This window comes from Haloferax marinum (genome assembly GCF_009674625.1).
GTDB lineage: Archaea > Halobacteriota > Halobacteria > Halobacteriales > Haloferacaceae > Haloferax > Haloferax marinum.
Genome location: NZ_WKJQ01000001.1, coordinates 1,580,040 through 1,597,068, shown reverse-complemented (window position 1 = coordinate 1,597,068; position 17,029 = coordinate 1,580,040). Strand labels below are relative to the sequence as shown.

Below are 17,029 nucleotides of genomic sequence, written 5' to 3'. Positions count from 1 at the left end.
GCGTTTACGGCAATAGCCACAACTCGCTTACGGTAACAACGCTGCCAAGTCCTCGTAGTAGGCGTCCAACTCGTACCCCAGCCGCGAGAGCCACACGTCGCGATACGCCGGATGCAACAACGGAACGACCGTATAGCCGAATCGCTCGCTCTCGACGGGGTCGAGGACCGTATCCAGAAATCCATCGAGCGAGATGTCGTCGAGCGAGAGGACGCTCTCGGTGGCGTGGCGACCGGTCGGAATCACTACGTCTGGCTGAATCGTCTCGAGTTCGGTGACGAGGTGGTCGAGACAGTTCGCTTTCTCGTCGGCCGTCGGGGCCCGGTTCGACCCCTCGCCGTCGGAGGGGAAGCACTTGACGGCGTTCGTGTAGAACACGTCGTCCGGGTAGCCGACGAGAGCCATCGTCTCGCGGATTCGTCGCCCGGAGTGCTGGGCCGTATACGACATCCCGGTCCAGTTGCCACCCTGCCAGCGCTCGGCGTCGGGATTGCCTGCTCCGGGTGCTTCGCCGACGACCATCACCGTCGCGTCGGCGGGGCCGACACCCCACGAGATACGGTTTCGGCACTCGACGAGCGCGGGACACCGGGTGCAGTCACGCTCTGTGACGAGTACGTCGGCGGCGTCAGGAAACTGTGGGTCGGCCATCTACTCCGTCAGCGGCAGGACGATGCCGAAGACGATGGGCGAAAAGAGGATGAGCGCGATGCCGATCCACTCTGCGTCGAAAAAGAGCGTTCGCTCCCATCCCGGCAGTTGGCCGCCGCTCATCGCGAGTGCGACTTTCGCGCCGATAGCGCCGAACAAGAAGAGTGCGAGGCCGAGGCCAAGTCCGCCTTTTGCGAGCCGTGGGTAATCGAGATTTCCGTAACGTCCCATATCACTCCGAGATAGGGGAGAGTAGAAAATCGTTGCGAGAGAGTGTGTGGTACGCTATCGTTCGAGAACGTCGGCGACGGCGGGGGCGACGGAGACGGCGCTCACTTCCCGTTCGATGGTGTCGGTGCCGACGACGCGCTCGATACCGGCACGACAGAGTTTCGTTCGGGCGTTGCGGGCGAGAAGCGGGTGGACCGTCGCACAGAAGACGCGGTTCGCACCGCCCTCGGTGAGGACGGCAACTGCTTCGCTCATCGTCGACCCAGTGGCGATGATGTCGTCGGTGATGACCACGTCACGACCATCGAAATCGGTCTCGCTCGGCGTAATCTCGACTTCGGTTCCCGACTTCCGCACCTTCTCGAAGTAGTCCGTCTCGCCGTCGCCGTAGGCGTCGCGGACGGTGTTCGCGATGTCGATGGCTCCCGAGTCGGGCGAGAGGAACAGCGGGTCGTGGAGTTCGGGAAGCGGTTCTGCGAGTCGTCCGGCGGCATCGACGATCTCCACGGGGACGTCGAAAAAGTCCGCGATGGCGTCTTCGTGGGGGTTGACGAGCACGACGCGGTCGGTGGTGGTACTCACGGCGCGGGCGACGGCGCGGGCCGAGATGGGGTGGCCCACTTCGAACGCCTTGTCCTGACGCGCGTAGCCCATGTACGGGATGACCGTCGTCACCTCTCGTGCGCCTGCCTCACGGACGGCGTCCTGGAGTTGGAGCAGTTCGATGTAGGCGTCGTTGCTGGCGGTGCTGGCGACGATAGTGGCGGTGTCCGCGTCGAAACCGGGTACCGCTGCGAGTGTCTCCCCGTCCGGGAAGGTGTCGTACTCGACGGCCGCGAGTGACTCACCGAGCTCAGAGGCGAGGGCGGCCGCGAGTGCCTGTGAAGATGCGCCGGGTACGAGCATACACATCCGTCTCTCGTCCGGGGTAAAACCGCTTTTCGTTGCGTTCGGCCGGGGGGCGTGTCAGCGTACGTCTCGGGACGAATCACCTCGACGCACGTACGCTCGCTGCGCCTTAGCGAACCGCCACACCCACCGCGTCCAACCCGAGCACCTGCGTCCGCCAGTCGGACTCGGTCGTCCGCACACAGAACGTCCCCGCGTCGGTCACAGCGTAGGCGGCTCTGGCGTCGTGGGCGACACCGACGACTGTCTCGTCCATCGGAATCGGGTCGGCCACCCACTCGCCGTCTTCGAGCGAGACGAGTCCGTCTGGTCCGACGGCGTGGGCGCGGCCGTCGGGCATCGATTCGACGACCGAGGTGTTCCCGTCGAGTGCGTCCATCCAGCCGTTTCCGAGCGCGTAGAGCCCGGATTCGGCCGCAGCGAGGGGCGTCCCTTCGGCACCGCCGAGGCGACCCGCTGGGTCGGAGACGTCGTGTACGTCGTCGAGACCGACGTTGGTCAGGCCGTCGTCGGAGAGCCGATAGACGCCATCTGCCGCCGCGACGAGGTTGCCGTCGAGGGCGCGAACCTCCTCGACGGTCCCGACTTCTTCCCATCCGTCTTCGTCGAATCGGGCGATACGCCCCGACTCGTCGCCGGCGACGACGCGGTTGCGGTGGAACCCAACTGCTGTCGCGGGGCCGAAGTCGAGTTCGTGGTACGCCTCGTTTTGAACCAACAGCACGTCTTCGTCGGTGGCGACGGCGACTTCGCCTGGCGACCCGGCGATGTCTCTCGGGGTACAGCGGTGGTCGATACGGAACCCGCCCACGAGGTCGTCGGAGACGTCCACGCTCACGACGCCCATCTCGGCGGCGACGTACACCGTCTGCTTGCCAGATTTGTCCGCGTACACGCGCTTTTCGTCTATCGAGAGGTCGAAATCAGCCATCCGTTGGTCGGGGTTGGAGATGGGGTTCAGAAAGCGTTGTGGTCGTTCTCACCGGTCGGGTGGGTGCGTCCGCCGAGTACATCTCCCGTACGCTGCTTCTGCTCGCTTTCGGACCAAAACAGACGGTCAGTCACCCGTCAGTGGGTGTTCGCTGACCGCGCAGTTGTTCGGCCCGAGTTCGAGTTCGAACGCCTCGTCGTCGTCGGCCGACGCTCGGCCGAGGTTGATGGCGATAATCTCTTCGAAGTTACTCGGCCGGGGGGGTGCGTCCGAGAGGAACGAATCGACGAACGCCTCGCGAGTCATACCGAGGGCTGGCATCCGGTCGCGGAGTTCACCGAGCGTCGCGGTGTAGGTTCCGTCGGTGGTGGGTTCTGCGGCGTCACTGAAGTGTCCGGGTGCGACGAGCACGTCGTCTGGTAAGCACAGAAGCTGCTGTTGGAGCGCATCGTACAGCAACCCCACTGCGGCGGCACCACCTTCGTCGCCCTCGGGGTCGGGGGTGCCAACGCTCTCGATGAACAGGCTGTCTCCCGTCAGGACGACCCGGTCGTCCACGAGATACGAGGTCATCCCCGAGGTGTGTCCCGGTGTGTGTATCGCTCGAATCGAGACTCCACCGACCGATAGCACGTCGCCGTCTGCAACCGTGGTGTAGTCGATGTCGTAGTCGACACCGCGAGCAACCGACGGTTCGGGGATGACTGCCTCGACACCTTGGGCGGCGAGGGCGCGCACGCCACTCACGTGGTCGGCGTGGACGTGCGTGTCGATGGCATAGACCACCTCTACGCCCCAGGCCTGGGCGTCTTCGAGATATCGGTCGGTGAACGCTCGTAATGGGTCGACGACTGCCGCCTCGCGCTCGGTCACGAGCATGTATGAAAGACAGCCACTGGACGGGCGTTGGTACTGGACGAGTGTGCCGGCGCCCTCGTAGCCCGAGACTTCGACGGCGTCGTACACCTGAGCCCACTTGTTCAGTCCGCCGTCGAGGTTCACCGCCGCGATTCCTTCTGCTTCGAGGAGTCCCACCACGTACGCGCTTGCACCGCCTTTCACACAGACGACGACCAGTTCGTCGTCACCGGGTGGGAGTCGGGCGAGCAACTCGTCGTCGACACCCTCGAAGAACTCGTAGTACGGCACGTTTCGGTCGTCGAGGCGCTCACTCTCGATGCGCCACTTGTCGTACTCTCTCTCCGTACGCACGTCGAGGACAGGAACCCTGTCTCCACGGGCAATCCGGTCCTGCAGCGCCTCGGGACCAATCGAAGCAACGTCGTCAGGCCCGGTCAGACTCTCGATGTCCATCACCTCTAGAAGGACTCCGACGAGCAAATACTCGCCAGTCCGCGCAGTGTCTTCCTGACTGAGCGAGATTCGACAGAACTCACCAGACGAGGGGTTCGACAGAACTCACTCGCCAGCGAGATACGGTCACAAAAACTCTCGAACCTCGGAGTACCACATGTCGTGATAATCGACTTCGTCGAGCGCGTCGGCCACGTCGACGGCGATGACGTGCCAGCAGCGTTCGCCCTCTTCGGGGTCGAGATTGTAGATGGAGTCTTTACACGTACACCCGCGACCTTCGACCACGTACTCGTCGTCGTAGCCGACGACAACGTCGAAGTCGCGGTAGCGCTTCACGCGTCGCTCTGAGACGGCCTCGATGGCCTTGACGCCCCTGTCGCCGTGGGCATCGACGATGGCCTGCACGATTGGTGGCGAGAGTTTCCCTGCCTCGGAGAGGGCCTCCCGCCAGTCGTCGACCGTGTCCACGTCGTCGAGTTCGCAGGTGTCGGACAAAACGCATTCGGTGCGCGAGTGGACAGTCGCGGACATCGAACACCCCCGCACTGCGTCGCAACCGCACCTCCGACGCCGAATCACAATCGCTGACGCCGCATCGCAATCGGTTTCCCCCCACGTGGGCGAACACGGATATGCACGTGAGCGAGGGAGGCGTCGAAATCGAGGTGCCCGATGCCCGCGACGGGGCGTCCCAGGGGACCGGAGACGACGTCTTCTACAACCCTACGCAGGAGTTGAACCGAGACGTCACGGTGGCCGTCCTGCGTGCCTTCAAGCAGCGAGAACCCCGTGCCGAATCGTATCTCGACGCGATGGCCGCCTCCGGGATTCGGGGCGTCCGCGCCGCCGCCGAAGGCTACGACGTGACCTGCGCCGACCTCGACGCCGACGCCGTCGAACTCGCCCAGTCGAACCTCGACGCCGCCGGCAACGGAGGGTCGGCAGTCCACCGCAACGCGAACGCACTCCTTTATGACTCTGTCTTCGACGTCGTGGACCTCGACCCGTTCGGCACGCCGATGCCCTTTGCGGACCCGGCGTTCGCCAACACGCGTGACCTCGTCTGCGTCACCGCAACCGACACCGCACCCCTCTGTGGTGCCCACCAGAAGAGCGGCATCCGCAAGTACGGGTGTGTCCCGCAGAACACCGACTACCACCCCGAGATGGGACTTCGCGTCCTCGTCGGCGCGATGGTCAGAACCGCCGCCAAGTACGACAAAGCGGCCGTTCCAATCCTCTCGCACGCGACGCGCCACTACGCGCGGACGTATCTCGAACTCGACGAACGCGCGACGAAAGCCGACGAACTCCTCGAATCGACGGGGTTCGTCTACCACTGTGAAGACTGCCTCCACCGCGAGGCCGAACACTCGCTCGTCGCGCACCCGCCCGAAGCGTGTTCGAACTGTGGGTCGACGCGCATCCTCGAAGCGGGACCGATTTGGCTCGGGCCAATCTCAGACGCCGATTTCGTCGACTCCGTCCGCGACGAAGTGACCGACGACTTCGGGTCTGCGAAACGCGCCCGTGGGATGCTCGACACGCTCGCTGTCGAACTCGACACGCCGACGCACTTCGACCAGCACCGACTGTGCAAACTGTGGGGTCGGTCCGCGTCGAAGATGGAGGAGTTCCTCGACACCCTCCGCGACGCTGGATTCGACGCGACGCCTGCGCACTACCACGGTACTGCGTTCAAGACGAACGCGACAGTCGACGAGATTCGCGACGCGACTGCCGAACTCGACCCCGAGGCGTAACTCACGACCCGCGTTCAGGCGGTCGATTTTCGAGGTAGTTTCTTCTGCACCCGTGTCGTGTGGTTGATACGTGAGCGCACAGATTCGGAATCTCGTTTCCGTCGCACGAACGGTCGTCGAGACGATACGCGAAAAGGAGATTACCTTTCTCGCAGCGAGTATCTCGTACTACACGCTCGTCTCGCTCATCCCGCTTCTCGTCCTCGGCGTCATCGTCGCCACCGCCGTCGGTGGTGAGGAACTGGAGATGCAACTGCAGGCACTCGTCGAACAGTATCTCGTCCCGACGGGACAGGACTTGGTCAACGAAGCGCTCTCGGACCAGACCGGTCAGGGGAGCGTCGGAGTCCTGAGCCTCGGTCTCACTATCTGGGGTGCGCTGAAACTCTTCCGTGGTCTCGACATCGCCTTCTCTCGTATCTACGGGTCTGAGGCGGGCGGCATCGTCGACCAACTCCGCGATGGGATCGTCTCACTCGTCAGCATCGGTCTGGGGACCATCGGCGTCGCCGTCTTGACCCTCGTGTTGGGCATCCTCAACGTCCCCTACATCGAACTTTTCTCCCCACTTCTCCTCCTCCTCACGCTCTGTGTGGCGTTCTTCCCACTCTACTACGTCTTTCCAGACGCCGGTCTCACGCCACGACAGGTCCTTCCGGGGACGATTTTTGCCGCTGTCGCGTGGACGATTCTCGGCATCGGATTCGGTATCTACGCGCAAATCGCCGGGTCGTCGGTGGCGGGAGCACTGGGGTCTATCTTGCTCCTCGTGACGTGGTTCTACTTCTCGGGGGTCACCCTCCTCTCTGGTGCCGTCATCAACGCCGTCTACGCCGGGATAATCGACGGTGGCGGGCCGACAGAACCGGGTGACCGAGTGAGGGGCCTCGGCGGAATGGACCGGCAGGTACAACATACGGGAGGCCGACATGACGGTCATACGGATATGAGCGACGACCGAGGTGACACAGATGGCTCGCAGACGGGCGCTGACGCCAGTGACGACGCACGCGCAGACTCGTCCGTCTCCCCGCGCGGCGCTCCCGACATCGCGGAGTTGGAATCGCAGGTCGAAGAACTCCGTGCGGACCTCGACGCCTTCGAGGCCGACGTAACCGACCGGACGGTCGAGAAACCCGAACTCGAGTCCGAGTTGAAGCGGTACGTCCGTCGCCAGATGCGTCGCGGAAAAGCGCGTGGCTGGGGGCCGTATCTCGTCCTCCTCTACGGCGTCGTCCTCACGCTCGGCGCGTTTTACTACCTCCAGTCAGACCTCATCGCGGTCGTCGCGATGCTCATCATCTTCCTGTCGACGCTGGGGCTCTACGTCCTGTTCGTCATGTTCGGCATCGGACTGAACGTGCTGGGAGTTCCCGGACGCGCCGTGGACGCAGTTCGCGAACGTCGAAACTAAGATGCTCACGTTACAGACACGCGGCGTCGGTGAAACTGTCCTCACAGAGCTGCCGGACGTCGTCGTCTTCCTGTTCGGTCTCGTCACCCAACTCGGCGGTCAGTGGTTCTTCTTCGTCGCGTTCACCTCGCTCTACTGGCTGTGCTGGCCGCACGTCTCTGACCGCCCACGCCGGACTGCTGCTTCGTTCGTCGCGCTCGCGATGCTCTCGCTCGGGCTCATCACCGCGCTGAAAGCTGGGTTCGCCCTCCCGCGGCCACCGACCGCCGCTATCGCTTCGGCCCCCGATTGGCCCACCCCGCTTTCCGACCTGTACGTCGCGTTCACGACCGACGATGGCTACGGCTTCCCGAGCGGTCACGCACTCGGAACGACGATGGTCTACGGTGCGGCCGCGGTCGTCCTCGACGTGTGGGACCGCCGCCGTCGCGTCGTCGCTGCGGCGGTACTCATCGGCTCGGTCGCGCTCTCCCGCGTCGTCATCGGCGTCCACTACGGTGTGGACGTCGTCGTCGGTGTCGTCCTCGGCGTCGTCCTTCTGAAGGGCGTCTTCACGGTCGCCGCGGCTGACGACGCTCCCGGCCACCTCGACCCGAGTCGTCTGTTCGGACTCGGTGCCATCATCGCCGCGGTAGCGCTCGCGATGGTGCTCGCCACGGGTGCACCGCACCACGCCGAAAACGCTGCTGCTGCGCTCGGTGGCTCCCTCGGCGGCTACGTCGGGTGGTCTCGACTCAGCGCCCACGAGTCGCTCCCGACGCTCTCGCCACCGGTCGCACTCGTCTCGTTCCTCGGCGCGGGCGGCCTCTGGGCCGTCACCGACGCGCTCGACGCGCCGATTCCACTGACGGTCCTCGCGACCGGGGCCGTCGTTCTGTTCATCCTCGTCGCACCGCAGTTGCACCTGCGACTCACTGGCGACGCTCCCGCACAGAGCGCCGACTGACGACAAGAACTGGGCGACAGGAATCGGGTGACAGGAACCGGGTGACAGGAATTGGGTGACAGGAACTGGGTGACAGGAACTGGGTGACAGGAATTGGGCGACAAGAACCGGGCGACAGGAACCGGGCCACACCTCACATCCCGAGTAGTTTTGCGATACCGACGGCGACGAAGACGAGTCCGAGAAACCGAAAGGCGTAGCCACCGGTTTCGGACGACCGAGCGCCGTCGGTAATCGGTCCGAACCGTCGGGCGAACAGCATGTCCTCTGCGAAGTAAAACAGCACCACCCCAAAGACGACGAAGCCGACGTCGGTGGGGACCGTCATCGGGTGTGACGTCTCACCGACGAGTGATAAACGCGCCCCTGGATACTCGATTCGAGCGTCAGACAGCCTCGTGGCTCAGCAGGGTAGGTTCCAAAAGAATAGTCGGTGTGTGTCGCGCTTAGAACGTCTCGAGGTAGCGGTCGAGTTCCCACTCGGAGACGGAGACGAGGTAGTCCTTGAACTCCGCGCGCTTGGCTTCGACGAACTTATCGTAGACGTGGTCACCGAGGGCGTCCTGGATGACTTCGTCTTCTTCGAGGGCGTCGACTGCTGCGCCGAGGTCCTTCGGGAGCGTCTCGATGCCGTACTCTTCGCGCTTTGCCTCGTCGAACTCGTAGATGTTCTCGCGGACCGGGTCGGGGCATTCGAGGCCACGCTCGATGCCGTCGAGGCCAGCGTGGATGAGTGCCGCGAAGGCGAGGTACGGGTTACAGGACGGGTCGGGGAAGCGGGCCTCGATACGCGAGGCGGCCGGCGTGCGGGCGGCCGGCTTACGGATGAGCGCCGAGCGGTTGCGGTCGGACCACGCGATGTAGACCGGTGCTTCGTATCCGGGGACGAGACGCTTGTAAGAGTTGACCGTCGGGTCACACACGGCCGTCACGGCGGGTGCGTGTTCGAGGATCCCGGCGGTGAACTGCTTCGCCGTCTCGCTCAGGTCGAACTCGTCGTCGCCGTCGTGGAACGCGTTCTCGCCGTCCTGGAACAGCGAGATGTGCGTGTGCATGCCGGACCCGTTGATGCGGGCGATTGGCTTGGGCATGAACGTCGCGTGCAGGTCGTGTTCGGCCGCGATGGCGCGGACGACAGACCGGAAGGTTGCGACGTTGTCGGCCGTCGAGAGGGCGTCGTCGTACGTGAAGTTGATCTCGTGCTGACCTTCGGCGACTTCGTGGTGAGAGGCTTCGATGTCGAAGCCCATGCTTTCGAGGCCATAGATGATGTCACGACGCACGTCGGACGCGAGGTCCTTCGGGGCGAGGTCGAAGTAGCCACCGGCGTCGTTCGTGACGGTGGTCGCACGGCCGTTCTCGTCTTCCTCGAACAGGAAGAACTCCGGTTCGGGTGCGGCGTTGATGTCGTAGCCCATCTCCTCGGCACGAGCGATGGCACGCTTGAGGACACCACGCGGGTCGCCCTCGAACGGCTCACCAGTGGACGTGTTGAACACGTCACAGATGAGTCGGGCGGCCGCGCTGTTTTCTTTCTGTCTCCACGGGAGGATAGCGAAGGTAGACGGGTCGGGTTCGAGGCGCATGTCCGACTCCTGGATGCGGACGAAGCCGTCGATGGAGGAACCGTCGAAGTAGATTCCCTCTTCGAACGCCTTTTCGGCCTGCGAGGCCGGGATAGAGACGTTCTTCACGGTGCCGAGAATGTCGGTGAACTGCAGGCGGAGGAAGTCGACATTCTTCTCTTCGATTTCGTCGACGACTGCCTGTGCTTCCGCGCTCAGGCCGCCGTCGGTGCGTACGTTTTCTTCCGTCATTTTCCTGGACACACGTTCCGAACACCCGAACTATAAAGACCTTTCCGCTTAATGCAATTCCCCCCTCTTTGCTATAGAATTGGATATTCGTAAAATTCTAATGCCCCCGGAGGGTGTTTCAATGTAATGACGTACGAAAACCTCGACGCGAAGCTCATCAACGCACTACTTGGCGATGGTCGAGCGAGCCTGCGTAGCCTCGCCGAAGAACTCGACGTGTCGGTGACGACTGTCTCGAATCACCTGCGCGATCTCGAAGACGAAGGCGTCATCGAGGGGTACACCCCGCGCGTGAACTACGACGCACTCGGCTACGACGTGACCGCCGTCATCCAACTGAAAGTCGAAGGGACGGCACTCGTCGACGTGACCGAGCGACTCCAACAGGAGAAACAGATGATTTCGGTGTACGAGGTCACCGGTGACTACGACATCATCGCCATCGGCAAGTTCCGCGACACAGACGGCATGAACACACAGATCAAGAAGTTGCTCACCGACGTGGATATCCGCGAATCCAACACCTCCGTCGTCCTCAACGCCGTCACCGAAAACGAACAGTTCGAACTCGATATCGACGAGTAAGTCAGACGATTCGCGTTTTTACGTCACGCATCTCCTCGCTGCAGTAGGGACACCGATATCTCGTGTCGAACCCCTGCGTACTCGTTCGCGTCCTCGTCTCGATCTCGTGGACGGCCACGTCGCGACCACATGCTCTACACTGAACCGCTGGCATTGGTGAAACCTCTCGCTGTTCTTCGGTTAAAGCTGGTGGCCCATGTGAAGATTTGTCACAATCCTGTCGAGGAACCGAAGGGCATCGTTTCGATTGGAGATTCCAGTTTTTCACGACTTGTGCGACGTGTGTCTGACGGATTCGGGACTGGACGCACTGCCGGAAATCCAAAGGGTAGTGTTTCGACTGGAGACCCGACGACACAACCGCCTTCGACGATGTGAAACCTAGAGGTGAAAGGTTGCTCTTACGGTCGAATCCGTGCGTTTCATCCAGCTTTCCCCGTCGTATCTGTCGCGTTTGCAGTCGTGTTCGACCACGGCCGAGTTCCACTCGAACTCGGTGAATCCACTCACCTCACTCCCAGTCCCAGTGTAATCGACCGTCGGAGAACGGCGTGTCTCAGGCGGTCGTTTCGTCGCTCTCCATTACGCCAAACCGATTGCCTTCCGTATCGACGCAGGAGGCGAGTCGGCCCACTCCCGGAATCGTCTGCACGTCGTCTACGACGCGCCCGCCGTGTTCCGCCACGGACTGGACGACGCTGTCCACGTCGTCGACGTCGATTGTACAGGTGTACGCTGACGCAGGTGTGTCGTCGTCAGGTGCTGGTCCCGAACGGACTGCGAGTCCGCCATCGATACCGGGCGTGTCCGGGTCGCCTGTCGTTACCAACCAGTAGTCCATCGGACCGTCCCACTTCTCGAACTCCCATCCAAACACCTCACTGTAAAATGCGATTGCTCGTTCAGGGTCGTCCGCGTCGATGTCGAAATGTACCACTCTCGCCACTGTGTTCCACCACGTCTCTAGACGCGAACAGGAGAGAAGTAGCTATTCTCTGTCGGGGTTGGTGAACGACAGACTAGTCGGGAGATTTCGACCCATTGGCTCTGTTGAAATCCTCAGATTTTGATAGGTGTGACGTGACACAGAGGGTGAGTTCAGCAGAGACAGTTTCCGAGCCAACGGGTGGGTGGGTATGAATATTGCTCGCCAGATTTCAAATCAACAGAAGGCCTTTGGAGAGCCGTGGATTCGTTGACATCATGAAGAGGAGAACATTCCTCGTAACGACGATTAGTGGGGGTTTTGCGTTGAGTGGCTGTCTTAGTCAGAATCAGCCTTCATCTACGACACCAACACCAACCCCAATCGATAATGCATCATTCATTGAGTCTGGCGATGGGGAGTATCCACATAAAATCCGTATTGAAAATTCGCTAAACCGTGGTGTGACGCTGACTATCGGTGTTGAGCGTGGTGGAACGAATGTATATCAAGATACGTTCACTGTCGATGCACAGACGACCGAAGTTGTTGCAGGTATCACTGAAGAATCGTTGCCAGAAGACTCTCGGTCAGTAACTGTATCCGCCACTATCTCAGAGGGACAAACTCACTCTGAGGTTTCCATTTCCGATTGTCTCGGTGATATTTACTTCTTCTACGAGTCGGATGGGACACTCCAATCAACCTATTCTATCTGTTAGCACCGTCCGTTAAATCACTCGTCAGAATCCAAATAGTCAGTGACCGATTCGCGCGCTGTAGTCAGCACGAACAAGAAATCGGGCTCACGATTCGACAATAGCGAGTAGACCCGTCTCTTCGGTGCGGGATTAGGCGTTTTCGTCTATCCACTCACAGAAGGCATCGAAATCGTGTGCTCCGGCACTTTCTGCGATGTTTCGGAGCGTCCCAGTACGTAACTCACTATGCAGCGGGACGGTCACCTGTCGACGGTCAGTTTCGTTCGTCGGGTGTTCGTAGTACAGTTGAGCGTGGTCCCCAGTCGTTCGTCGCCACTCGAACCCACCGACGTTGACGAGAACCTTCACGTCCTCCATTCCGGAGAACGTTCGCCGACCCATCGATTAATCGAGGGCGTCCGGCGGTTCTTGGTCACCAGTGGTGTTGTTCGCGGGGTCGATTCCCAGCGCACGAAGTTCTTCGTCCGTCGGTTCACGTCCACGCTTCCCGGTGTGGACTGCGACAGCATCGTCGAGGTTATCCAGCGCTTCTTCTCTGGACTCTCCCTGCGTGGTCACGCCCGTATCGACGTCTTTCGCGATCCACCAGCCGTCCTCTTGCCAGAGACGAATCTCGCCATCGTTGGCGTCGCCGTTCCGAGTCGAACTGGCCATCTTACTCCTAGTTGCCGGATTAACTCTATAAGTATTCGGCAAACTGCCCTCGTCACGATGACGAGCATGTGGTTTCTCCAAGCAGATGCTCATCTCGAACGAACTTGATGACCGACTTGCGCCCTCTATTCAGCACGGCCGCAACAAACTATCAGCGACTGAGGGGTTCAACAGAGCCAATCCACTGTTTCCCCTCGCTCCGCTCGCTCGGGCAAAACCCTGTCTTCGCTGAGCAACGCGAACGAAGGCTCGTGAGACGCGACGCGTCTCACGGTGGAGGGAAAAAGACCGCAGAGTTCCTCAGAACTCGTCTTCGAACACGAACGTGCCAGTTCCACCTTTTTCCGGGCGTTCGCTGCGCTCACGTCCGCAAAAACCTGGAGGGAAAAAGACCGCAGAGTTCCTCAGAACTCGTCTTCGAACACGAACGTGCCAGTTCCACCTTTTTCCGGGCGTTCGCTGCGCTCACGTCCGCAAAAACCTGGAGGGAAAAAGACCGCAGAGTTCCTCAGAACCCGTCTTCGAACACGAACGTGCCAGTTCCACCTTTTTCCGGGCGTTCGCTGCGCTCACGTCCGCAAACCCTGTCTTCGTGAGCAACGCGAACGAAGGCTCGTGAGACGCGACGCGTCTCACGGTGGAGGGAAAAAGACCGCAGAGTTCCTCAGAACTCGTCTTCGAACACGAACGTGCCGTTGCGCTGGACGACTTCCCCGTCGAGTTCGATGACCGAATCTTCGGACATGTCCACGATCATATCCACGTGTTCGGCGCTCTCGTTGACCTCGTTTTCTTCACCGACCGTCTCGGGGTAGGCGGTGCCGACGGCCATGTGGACGGTGTCGCCCATCTTCTCGTCGAAGAGCATGTTGTAGGTGAACTGGTCGATGTTGCGGTTCATTCCGATACCGAGTTCACCGAGGTAGCGAGCACCGTCGTCGGTGTCGAACACGCCGTCGAGGACCTCCTCGTTGCGTTCTGCGGAGTAGTCGACGACTTTGCCGTCTTCGAATCGGACGCGGACGCCGGAGACTTCGCGACCCTGCCGGTAGAGGGGCAGGTCGAAGTACACCTCACCCTCCACGGAGTCTTTGACGGGTGCGGTGAACACCTCGCCGCCGGGGAGGTTGTGTTCACCCTTGTCGTTGATGGTGGTGTTGCCGGCGACGCTCATCGTCACGTCCGTCTCGTCGCCCGACTTGATGCGGACTTCGTCGGCGTCGTCGAGGAGTTCGACCATCTGTTGCTGGTGTTCGGCCTGCTTCTCCCAGTCGAGACTGACGGCGTCGTAGACGAAGTTCTCGTACGCTTCGGTGCTCATGCCGGCGAGTTGGGCGCTCCCCTTCGCGGGATACTGCGTGAGACACCAGCGCTTCGAGAGCGCTTCCACCTGAACTGGCTTGTAGGCGCGTCTCCACGCGGCGTTGGTCGCCGGGTCGACGTCGCTCTGCTCGCTGGCGTTCACCTCGGCGCGGATGTTGATGAGCACGTCCGCTTCTTCGAACAGTGCGAGTTGGTGCGACGGCGTCTCGAACTCTTCGCGGTCGGCCGCTCGAAGGTACGCACGCATGAATCGTGGGTCGGAACTGGTGGTGACGACGTACCCGCCGCGCTCACCGATGAGTTCGCAGACGGCGGTCACGAGGTCGTCGGCCACTGCAGGCGCGGAGACGACGACGTTGTCGCCTTCCTCTACGCGTGTCGAGTGGTCCACGATGGTCTGGGCGTGTTCGCGGATACGTGGGTCCATACCGTGGCGTGTGTCTCCCCTGGGCAAACATGTTTCGAAGCGCAAATGTTGCCATCGCGGGACGGAACCCGAACGGACCACCGGGCTATTTCTCGGTCGGTGCGGTCTCTTTGGCCGATGATAGACCTCCGAAGCGACACGGTCACCCTCCCATCCGACGAGATGCGTGAGGCCGCCCGCGACGCCGCGGTCGGTGACGACGTGTACGGCGACGACCCGACAGTGAACGAACTCGAAGCACGCGCCGCCGAACTGGTCGGAATGGAGGCCGCCCTGTACGTCCCGTCGGGGACGATGGGGAACCAAATCGCGGCCCGTGTCCACACCGAACCCGGTCAAGAGGCGCTCGTCGACGTCCAGGCGCACGTCTACAAGTGGGAAGTCGGCGGATTCGCCCAGTTGTCCGGCCTGCAGGTTCGGGCCTTCGACGCCGGTGAGAGCGCCGTCCCGACGCCCGACCAGATTCGCGAGCACGCACGCGAAGAGTCACTCCACGTCGCCGGAACCGGTGTCGTCTGTCTCGAAAACACGCACAACGCCCGCGGCGGCGTCGCCATCCCGAAAGCCGATATCGACGCGGCGGCCGAGGCGGCACACGAACTCGGCATCCCGGTCCACCTCGACGGCGCACGCGTGTTCAACGCCTGCGTCGCACTCGACGAAGACCCGAACGCGATGGTCGAGAACGTCGATACCGTGATGTTCTGTCTCTCGAAGGGACTCGGTGCACCCGTCGGGTCGATGCTCGCCGGCCCCGAGGAGTTCATCGAAGAAGCGACTCGCGTCCGCAAGCAGTTCGGGGGCGGGATGCGACAGGCCGGTATCATCGCCGCGCCCGGTCTCGTCGCCCTCGACAACGTCGACCGACTCGCCGACGACCACGAGAACGCCCGCGTCCTCGCGGAGGGCCTCGACGCCGTCGACGGACTCTCGGTTCCGACGCCCGACACCAACATCGTCGTCGTCGATTCCGAAGACGCCGGACTCACGGCAGAAGAGTTCGTCGACCTGTGTGAGGGTGTCGACGTTCTCGGTGGACCGTTCGGGGAGTATCACACCCGGTTTACGACGAACCTCGACGTCTCCCGCGCAGACGTGGAGGAAGCAGTCGAACGCGTCGCCGAAGCGGTCCAGTCGCAGTAGACACTCGGCAGACTCAGCCGAATGCAAGCGCGATGACGAACCACAGTACGCCGCCGCCGACGAGCGCAAAACCAACCGCCTTCGCCAACACGCGCTGGAGTTGCGCTGCTTCCTCCGGCGACTCCTTCCACTTCCGCGGAGAAACGAAACTCCGGACCGACATCGGCCGACTGTACATGTAGCCGCCCGCCGCGACGAACACGACCGAGGGGGCGAGTTCGACGAGATTCATCTCACAGTTCGGGTTCGATGTAGACGAAGTGGACTCGGTCGTCCGCCGCCTTGAGTGTCTCTTCGATGGCGGTGATGTGGTCGTCTATCTCTTCGGTGTCGAGTTCGGGGTCGAAACTCACGTCGAGCGCGAGCAGGAGTTTCTCGGGGCCGACGTAGGATGCGCGGAACTTGTCCACGTGGGTGACGTGGGGGTCGTTTCGGACGATTTTCTTGAGCTCCTGTTCGTCGCGTGTCGGGACGCTCTCACCGATGAGCAGTCGCTTGTTCTCCCACGCGAGTGCGATGGCGAACCCCATGAGGAGGATACCGATGAGGAGCGCCGTCGCCGCGTCGTACACCTGATTCCCCGTGAGTTCGGTGAGACCGATACCGACGAGTGCGAGCATCGCACCGACGAGCGCGACGGTGTCTTCGGTAAAGGCCGTCAGCGTCGTCACGTCGCTCGTCTCCCGGAACGCTTGCACGAGGCCATCCCACTCGTACTCGTTGATTTGGCGGCGGAGTTCGGCGTTGGCTTTCACGAAGGCGTAACTCTCGAAGGCGATGGCACCGAGGAGGATGGCGACGTTGACCCAGATGGGTCGAATCTCCATCCCGAAGAGTAAGATACTCTCTGCGCCGCCACCGTGTCCGGGGTGCATCAGGGCGTCGTAACCGTGTTTCGCCGACTCCCACCCCGCGATGCCGAACAGCATCACGGAGACGAGAAACGAGTAGAAGAACTGTGCTTTCCCGAACCCGAAGGGGTGCATCTGCGTCTCCTCACGTTTGCTGTACCGAATGCCGATGAGGAGAAACACCTGATTCCCGGTGTCGGAGATGGAGTGGTACGTCTCCGAGAGCATGGAGGGACTCCCAGTCGCGAGAAACCCGAGAAATTTGAGGATGGCGATGGCCCCGTTCGCGAAGAGGGCGGCGACGACGACGGACGTACTGCCTGCCATGTCGTGGGGCACTCCCCCCGCCCGGATAGACGTTTCGCCACGGACACATGTCCGTCGGCGTCCCCACCAAACACGCCCCCTGTTCGCCCGACT

At 61.9% G+C, this 17,029-nt stretch carries 19 protein-coding genes; 5 read left to right on the top strand and 14 right to left on the bottom strand.

Annotated features, from left to right (window positions below):
- Positions 1–27: 27 nt before the first annotated feature.
- The 6 genes from GJR99_RS08170 to GJR99_RS08145 all read right to left on the bottom strand — a co-directional run bounded on the left by GJR99_RS08170 (position 28) and on the right by GJR99_RS08145 (position 4,507).
- Positions 28–651 (bottom strand): uracil-DNA glycosylase, encoded by a 624-nt coding sequence (locus GJR99_RS08170; protein ID WP_151111034.1) that lies wholly within the window; start codon positions 649–651, stop codon positions 28–30.
- Positions 652–882: a DUF7860 family protein gene (locus tag GJR99_RS08165; RefSeq protein ID WP_151111033.1), complete on the bottom strand. Its 231-nt coding sequence runs from the start codon at positions 880–882 to the stop codon at positions 652–654.
- A 54-nt stretch (positions 883–936) separates the two neighbouring features.
- A complete protein-coding gene (locus GJR99_RS08160; protein ID WP_151111031.1) occupies positions 937–1,788 on the bottom strand; it encodes a ribose-phosphate diphosphokinase in 852 nt (283 codons plus the stop codon).
- Positions 1,789–1,900: 112 nt separating this feature from the next.
- Positions 1,901–2,722 (bottom strand): HVO_0234 family beta-propeller protein, encoded by an 822-nt coding sequence (locus tag GJR99_RS08155; protein ID WP_151111028.1) that lies wholly within the window; start codon positions 2,720–2,722, stop codon positions 1,901–1,903.
- A 126-nt stretch (positions 2,723–2,848) separates the two neighbouring features.
- Entirely contained in the window at positions 2,849–4,036 is a 1,188-nt protein-coding gene (locus GJR99_RS08150) for an MBL fold metallo-hydrolase (RefSeq protein ID WP_151111026.1), read from the bottom strand.
- A 126-nt stretch (positions 4,037–4,162) separates the two neighbouring features.
- Positions 4,163–4,507, bottom strand: a complete 345-nt coding sequence (locus tag GJR99_RS08145) for a metal-binding protein (RefSeq protein WP_151111025.1) — start codon at positions 4,505–4,507, stop codon at positions 4,163–4,165.
- A 164-nt stretch (positions 4,508–4,671) separates the two neighbouring features.
- On the opposite strand from GJR99_RS08145, the gene GJR99_RS08140 reads away from it, so the two are divergent.
- The 3 genes from GJR99_RS08140 to GJR99_RS08130 all read left to right on the top strand — a co-directional run bounded on the left by GJR99_RS08140 (position 4,672) and on the right by GJR99_RS08130 (position 8,162).
- Positions 4,672–5,802: a tRNA (guanine(26)-N(2))-dimethyltransferase gene (locus tag GJR99_RS08140; RefSeq protein WP_151111023.1), complete on the top strand. Its 1,131-nt coding sequence runs from the start codon at positions 4,672–4,674 to the stop codon at positions 5,800–5,802.
- A 70-nt stretch (positions 5,803–5,872) separates the two neighbouring features.
- Entirely contained in the window at positions 5,873–7,216 is a 1,344-nt protein-coding gene (locus tag GJR99_RS08135) for a YihY/virulence factor BrkB family protein (protein ID WP_151111021.1), read from the top strand.
- A 1-nt stretch (position 7,217) separates the two neighbouring features.
- Positions 7,218–8,162, top strand: coding sequence for a phosphatase PAP2 family protein (locus GJR99_RS08130; RefSeq protein ID WP_151111019.1), 945 nt, complete (start codon positions 7,218–7,220; stop codon positions 8,160–8,162).
- 133 nt (positions 8,163–8,295) lie between these two features.
- On the opposite strand, the gene GJR99_RS08125 is transcribed toward GJR99_RS08130, so the two are convergent.
- Both GJR99_RS08125 and glnA read right to left on the bottom strand, forming a co-directional pair.
- Positions 8,296–8,490: a hypothetical protein gene (locus tag GJR99_RS08125; RefSeq protein ID WP_151111017.1), complete on the bottom strand. Its 195-nt coding sequence runs from the start codon at positions 8,488–8,490 to the stop codon at positions 8,296–8,298.
- A gap of 118 nt (positions 8,491–8,608) precedes the next feature.
- Positions 8,609–9,979, bottom strand: coding sequence for a type I glutamate--ammonia ligase (glnA, locus tag GJR99_RS08120; RefSeq protein WP_151111015.1), 1,371 nt, complete (start codon positions 9,977–9,979; stop codon positions 8,609–8,611).
- Between the two features lie 126 nt (positions 9,980–10,105).
- Between glnA and lrp the strand changes: the two genes are divergently transcribed.
- Positions 10,106–10,564 (top strand): HTH-type transcriptional regulator Lrp, encoded by a 459-nt coding sequence (gene lrp / locus GJR99_RS08115; RefSeq protein ID WP_151111013.1) that lies wholly within the window; start codon positions 10,106–10,108, stop codon positions 10,562–10,564.
- A gap of 556 nt (positions 10,565–11,120) precedes the next feature.
- Here the strand turns inward: lrp and GJR99_RS08110 are convergent.
- The 4 genes from GJR99_RS08110 to GJR99_RS08095 all read right to left on the bottom strand — a co-directional run bounded on the left by GJR99_RS08110 (position 11,121) and on the right by GJR99_RS08095 (position 14,615).
- Positions 11,121–11,510: a VOC family protein gene (locus GJR99_RS08110; protein WP_151111011.1), complete on the bottom strand. Its 390-nt coding sequence runs from the start codon at positions 11,508–11,510 to the stop codon at positions 11,121–11,123.
- A gap of 830 nt (positions 11,511–12,340) precedes the next feature.
- Entirely contained in the window at positions 12,341–12,592 is a 252-nt protein-coding gene (locus GJR99_RS08105) for a type II toxin-antitoxin system HicA family toxin (protein WP_151111009.1), read from the bottom strand.
- Between the two features lie 3 nt (positions 12,593–12,595).
- The gene (locus GJR99_RS08100; protein ID WP_151111007.1) at positions 12,596–12,865 is read right to left on the bottom strand and encodes a type II toxin-antitoxin system HicB family antitoxin; all 270 of its coding nucleotides are present in this window, start codon (positions 12,863–12,865) and stop codon (positions 12,596–12,598) included.
- Positions 12,866–13,529: 664 nt separating this feature from the next.
- On the bottom strand, positions 13,530–14,615 hold the full coding sequence (locus tag GJR99_RS08095; RefSeq protein WP_151111005.1) for an aminopeptidase: 1,086 nt from the start codon (positions 14,613–14,615) through the stop codon (positions 13,530–13,532).
- A 117-nt stretch (positions 14,616–14,732) separates the two neighbouring features.
- On the opposite strand from GJR99_RS08095, the gene GJR99_RS08090 reads away from it, so the two are divergent.
- Positions 14,733–15,758: a threonine aldolase family protein gene (locus GJR99_RS08090; protein ID WP_151111003.1), complete on the top strand. Its 1,026-nt coding sequence runs from the start codon at positions 14,733–14,735 to the stop codon at positions 15,756–15,758.
- A 13-nt stretch (positions 15,759–15,771) separates the two neighbouring features.
- Here the strand turns inward: GJR99_RS08090 and GJR99_RS08085 are convergent, their stop codons facing one another.
- Both GJR99_RS08085 and GJR99_RS08080 read right to left on the bottom strand, forming a co-directional pair.
- A complete protein-coding gene (locus tag GJR99_RS08085) occupies positions 15,772–15,990 on the bottom strand; it encodes a hypothetical protein (protein ID WP_151111001.1) in 219 nt (72 codons plus the stop codon).
- A gap of 1 nt (position 15,991) precedes the next feature.
- A complete protein-coding gene (locus GJR99_RS08080) occupies positions 15,992–16,936 on the bottom strand; it encodes a cation diffusion facilitator family transporter (RefSeq protein WP_151110999.1) in 945 nt (314 codons plus the stop codon).
- Positions 16,937–17,029: the final 93 nt, after the last annotated feature.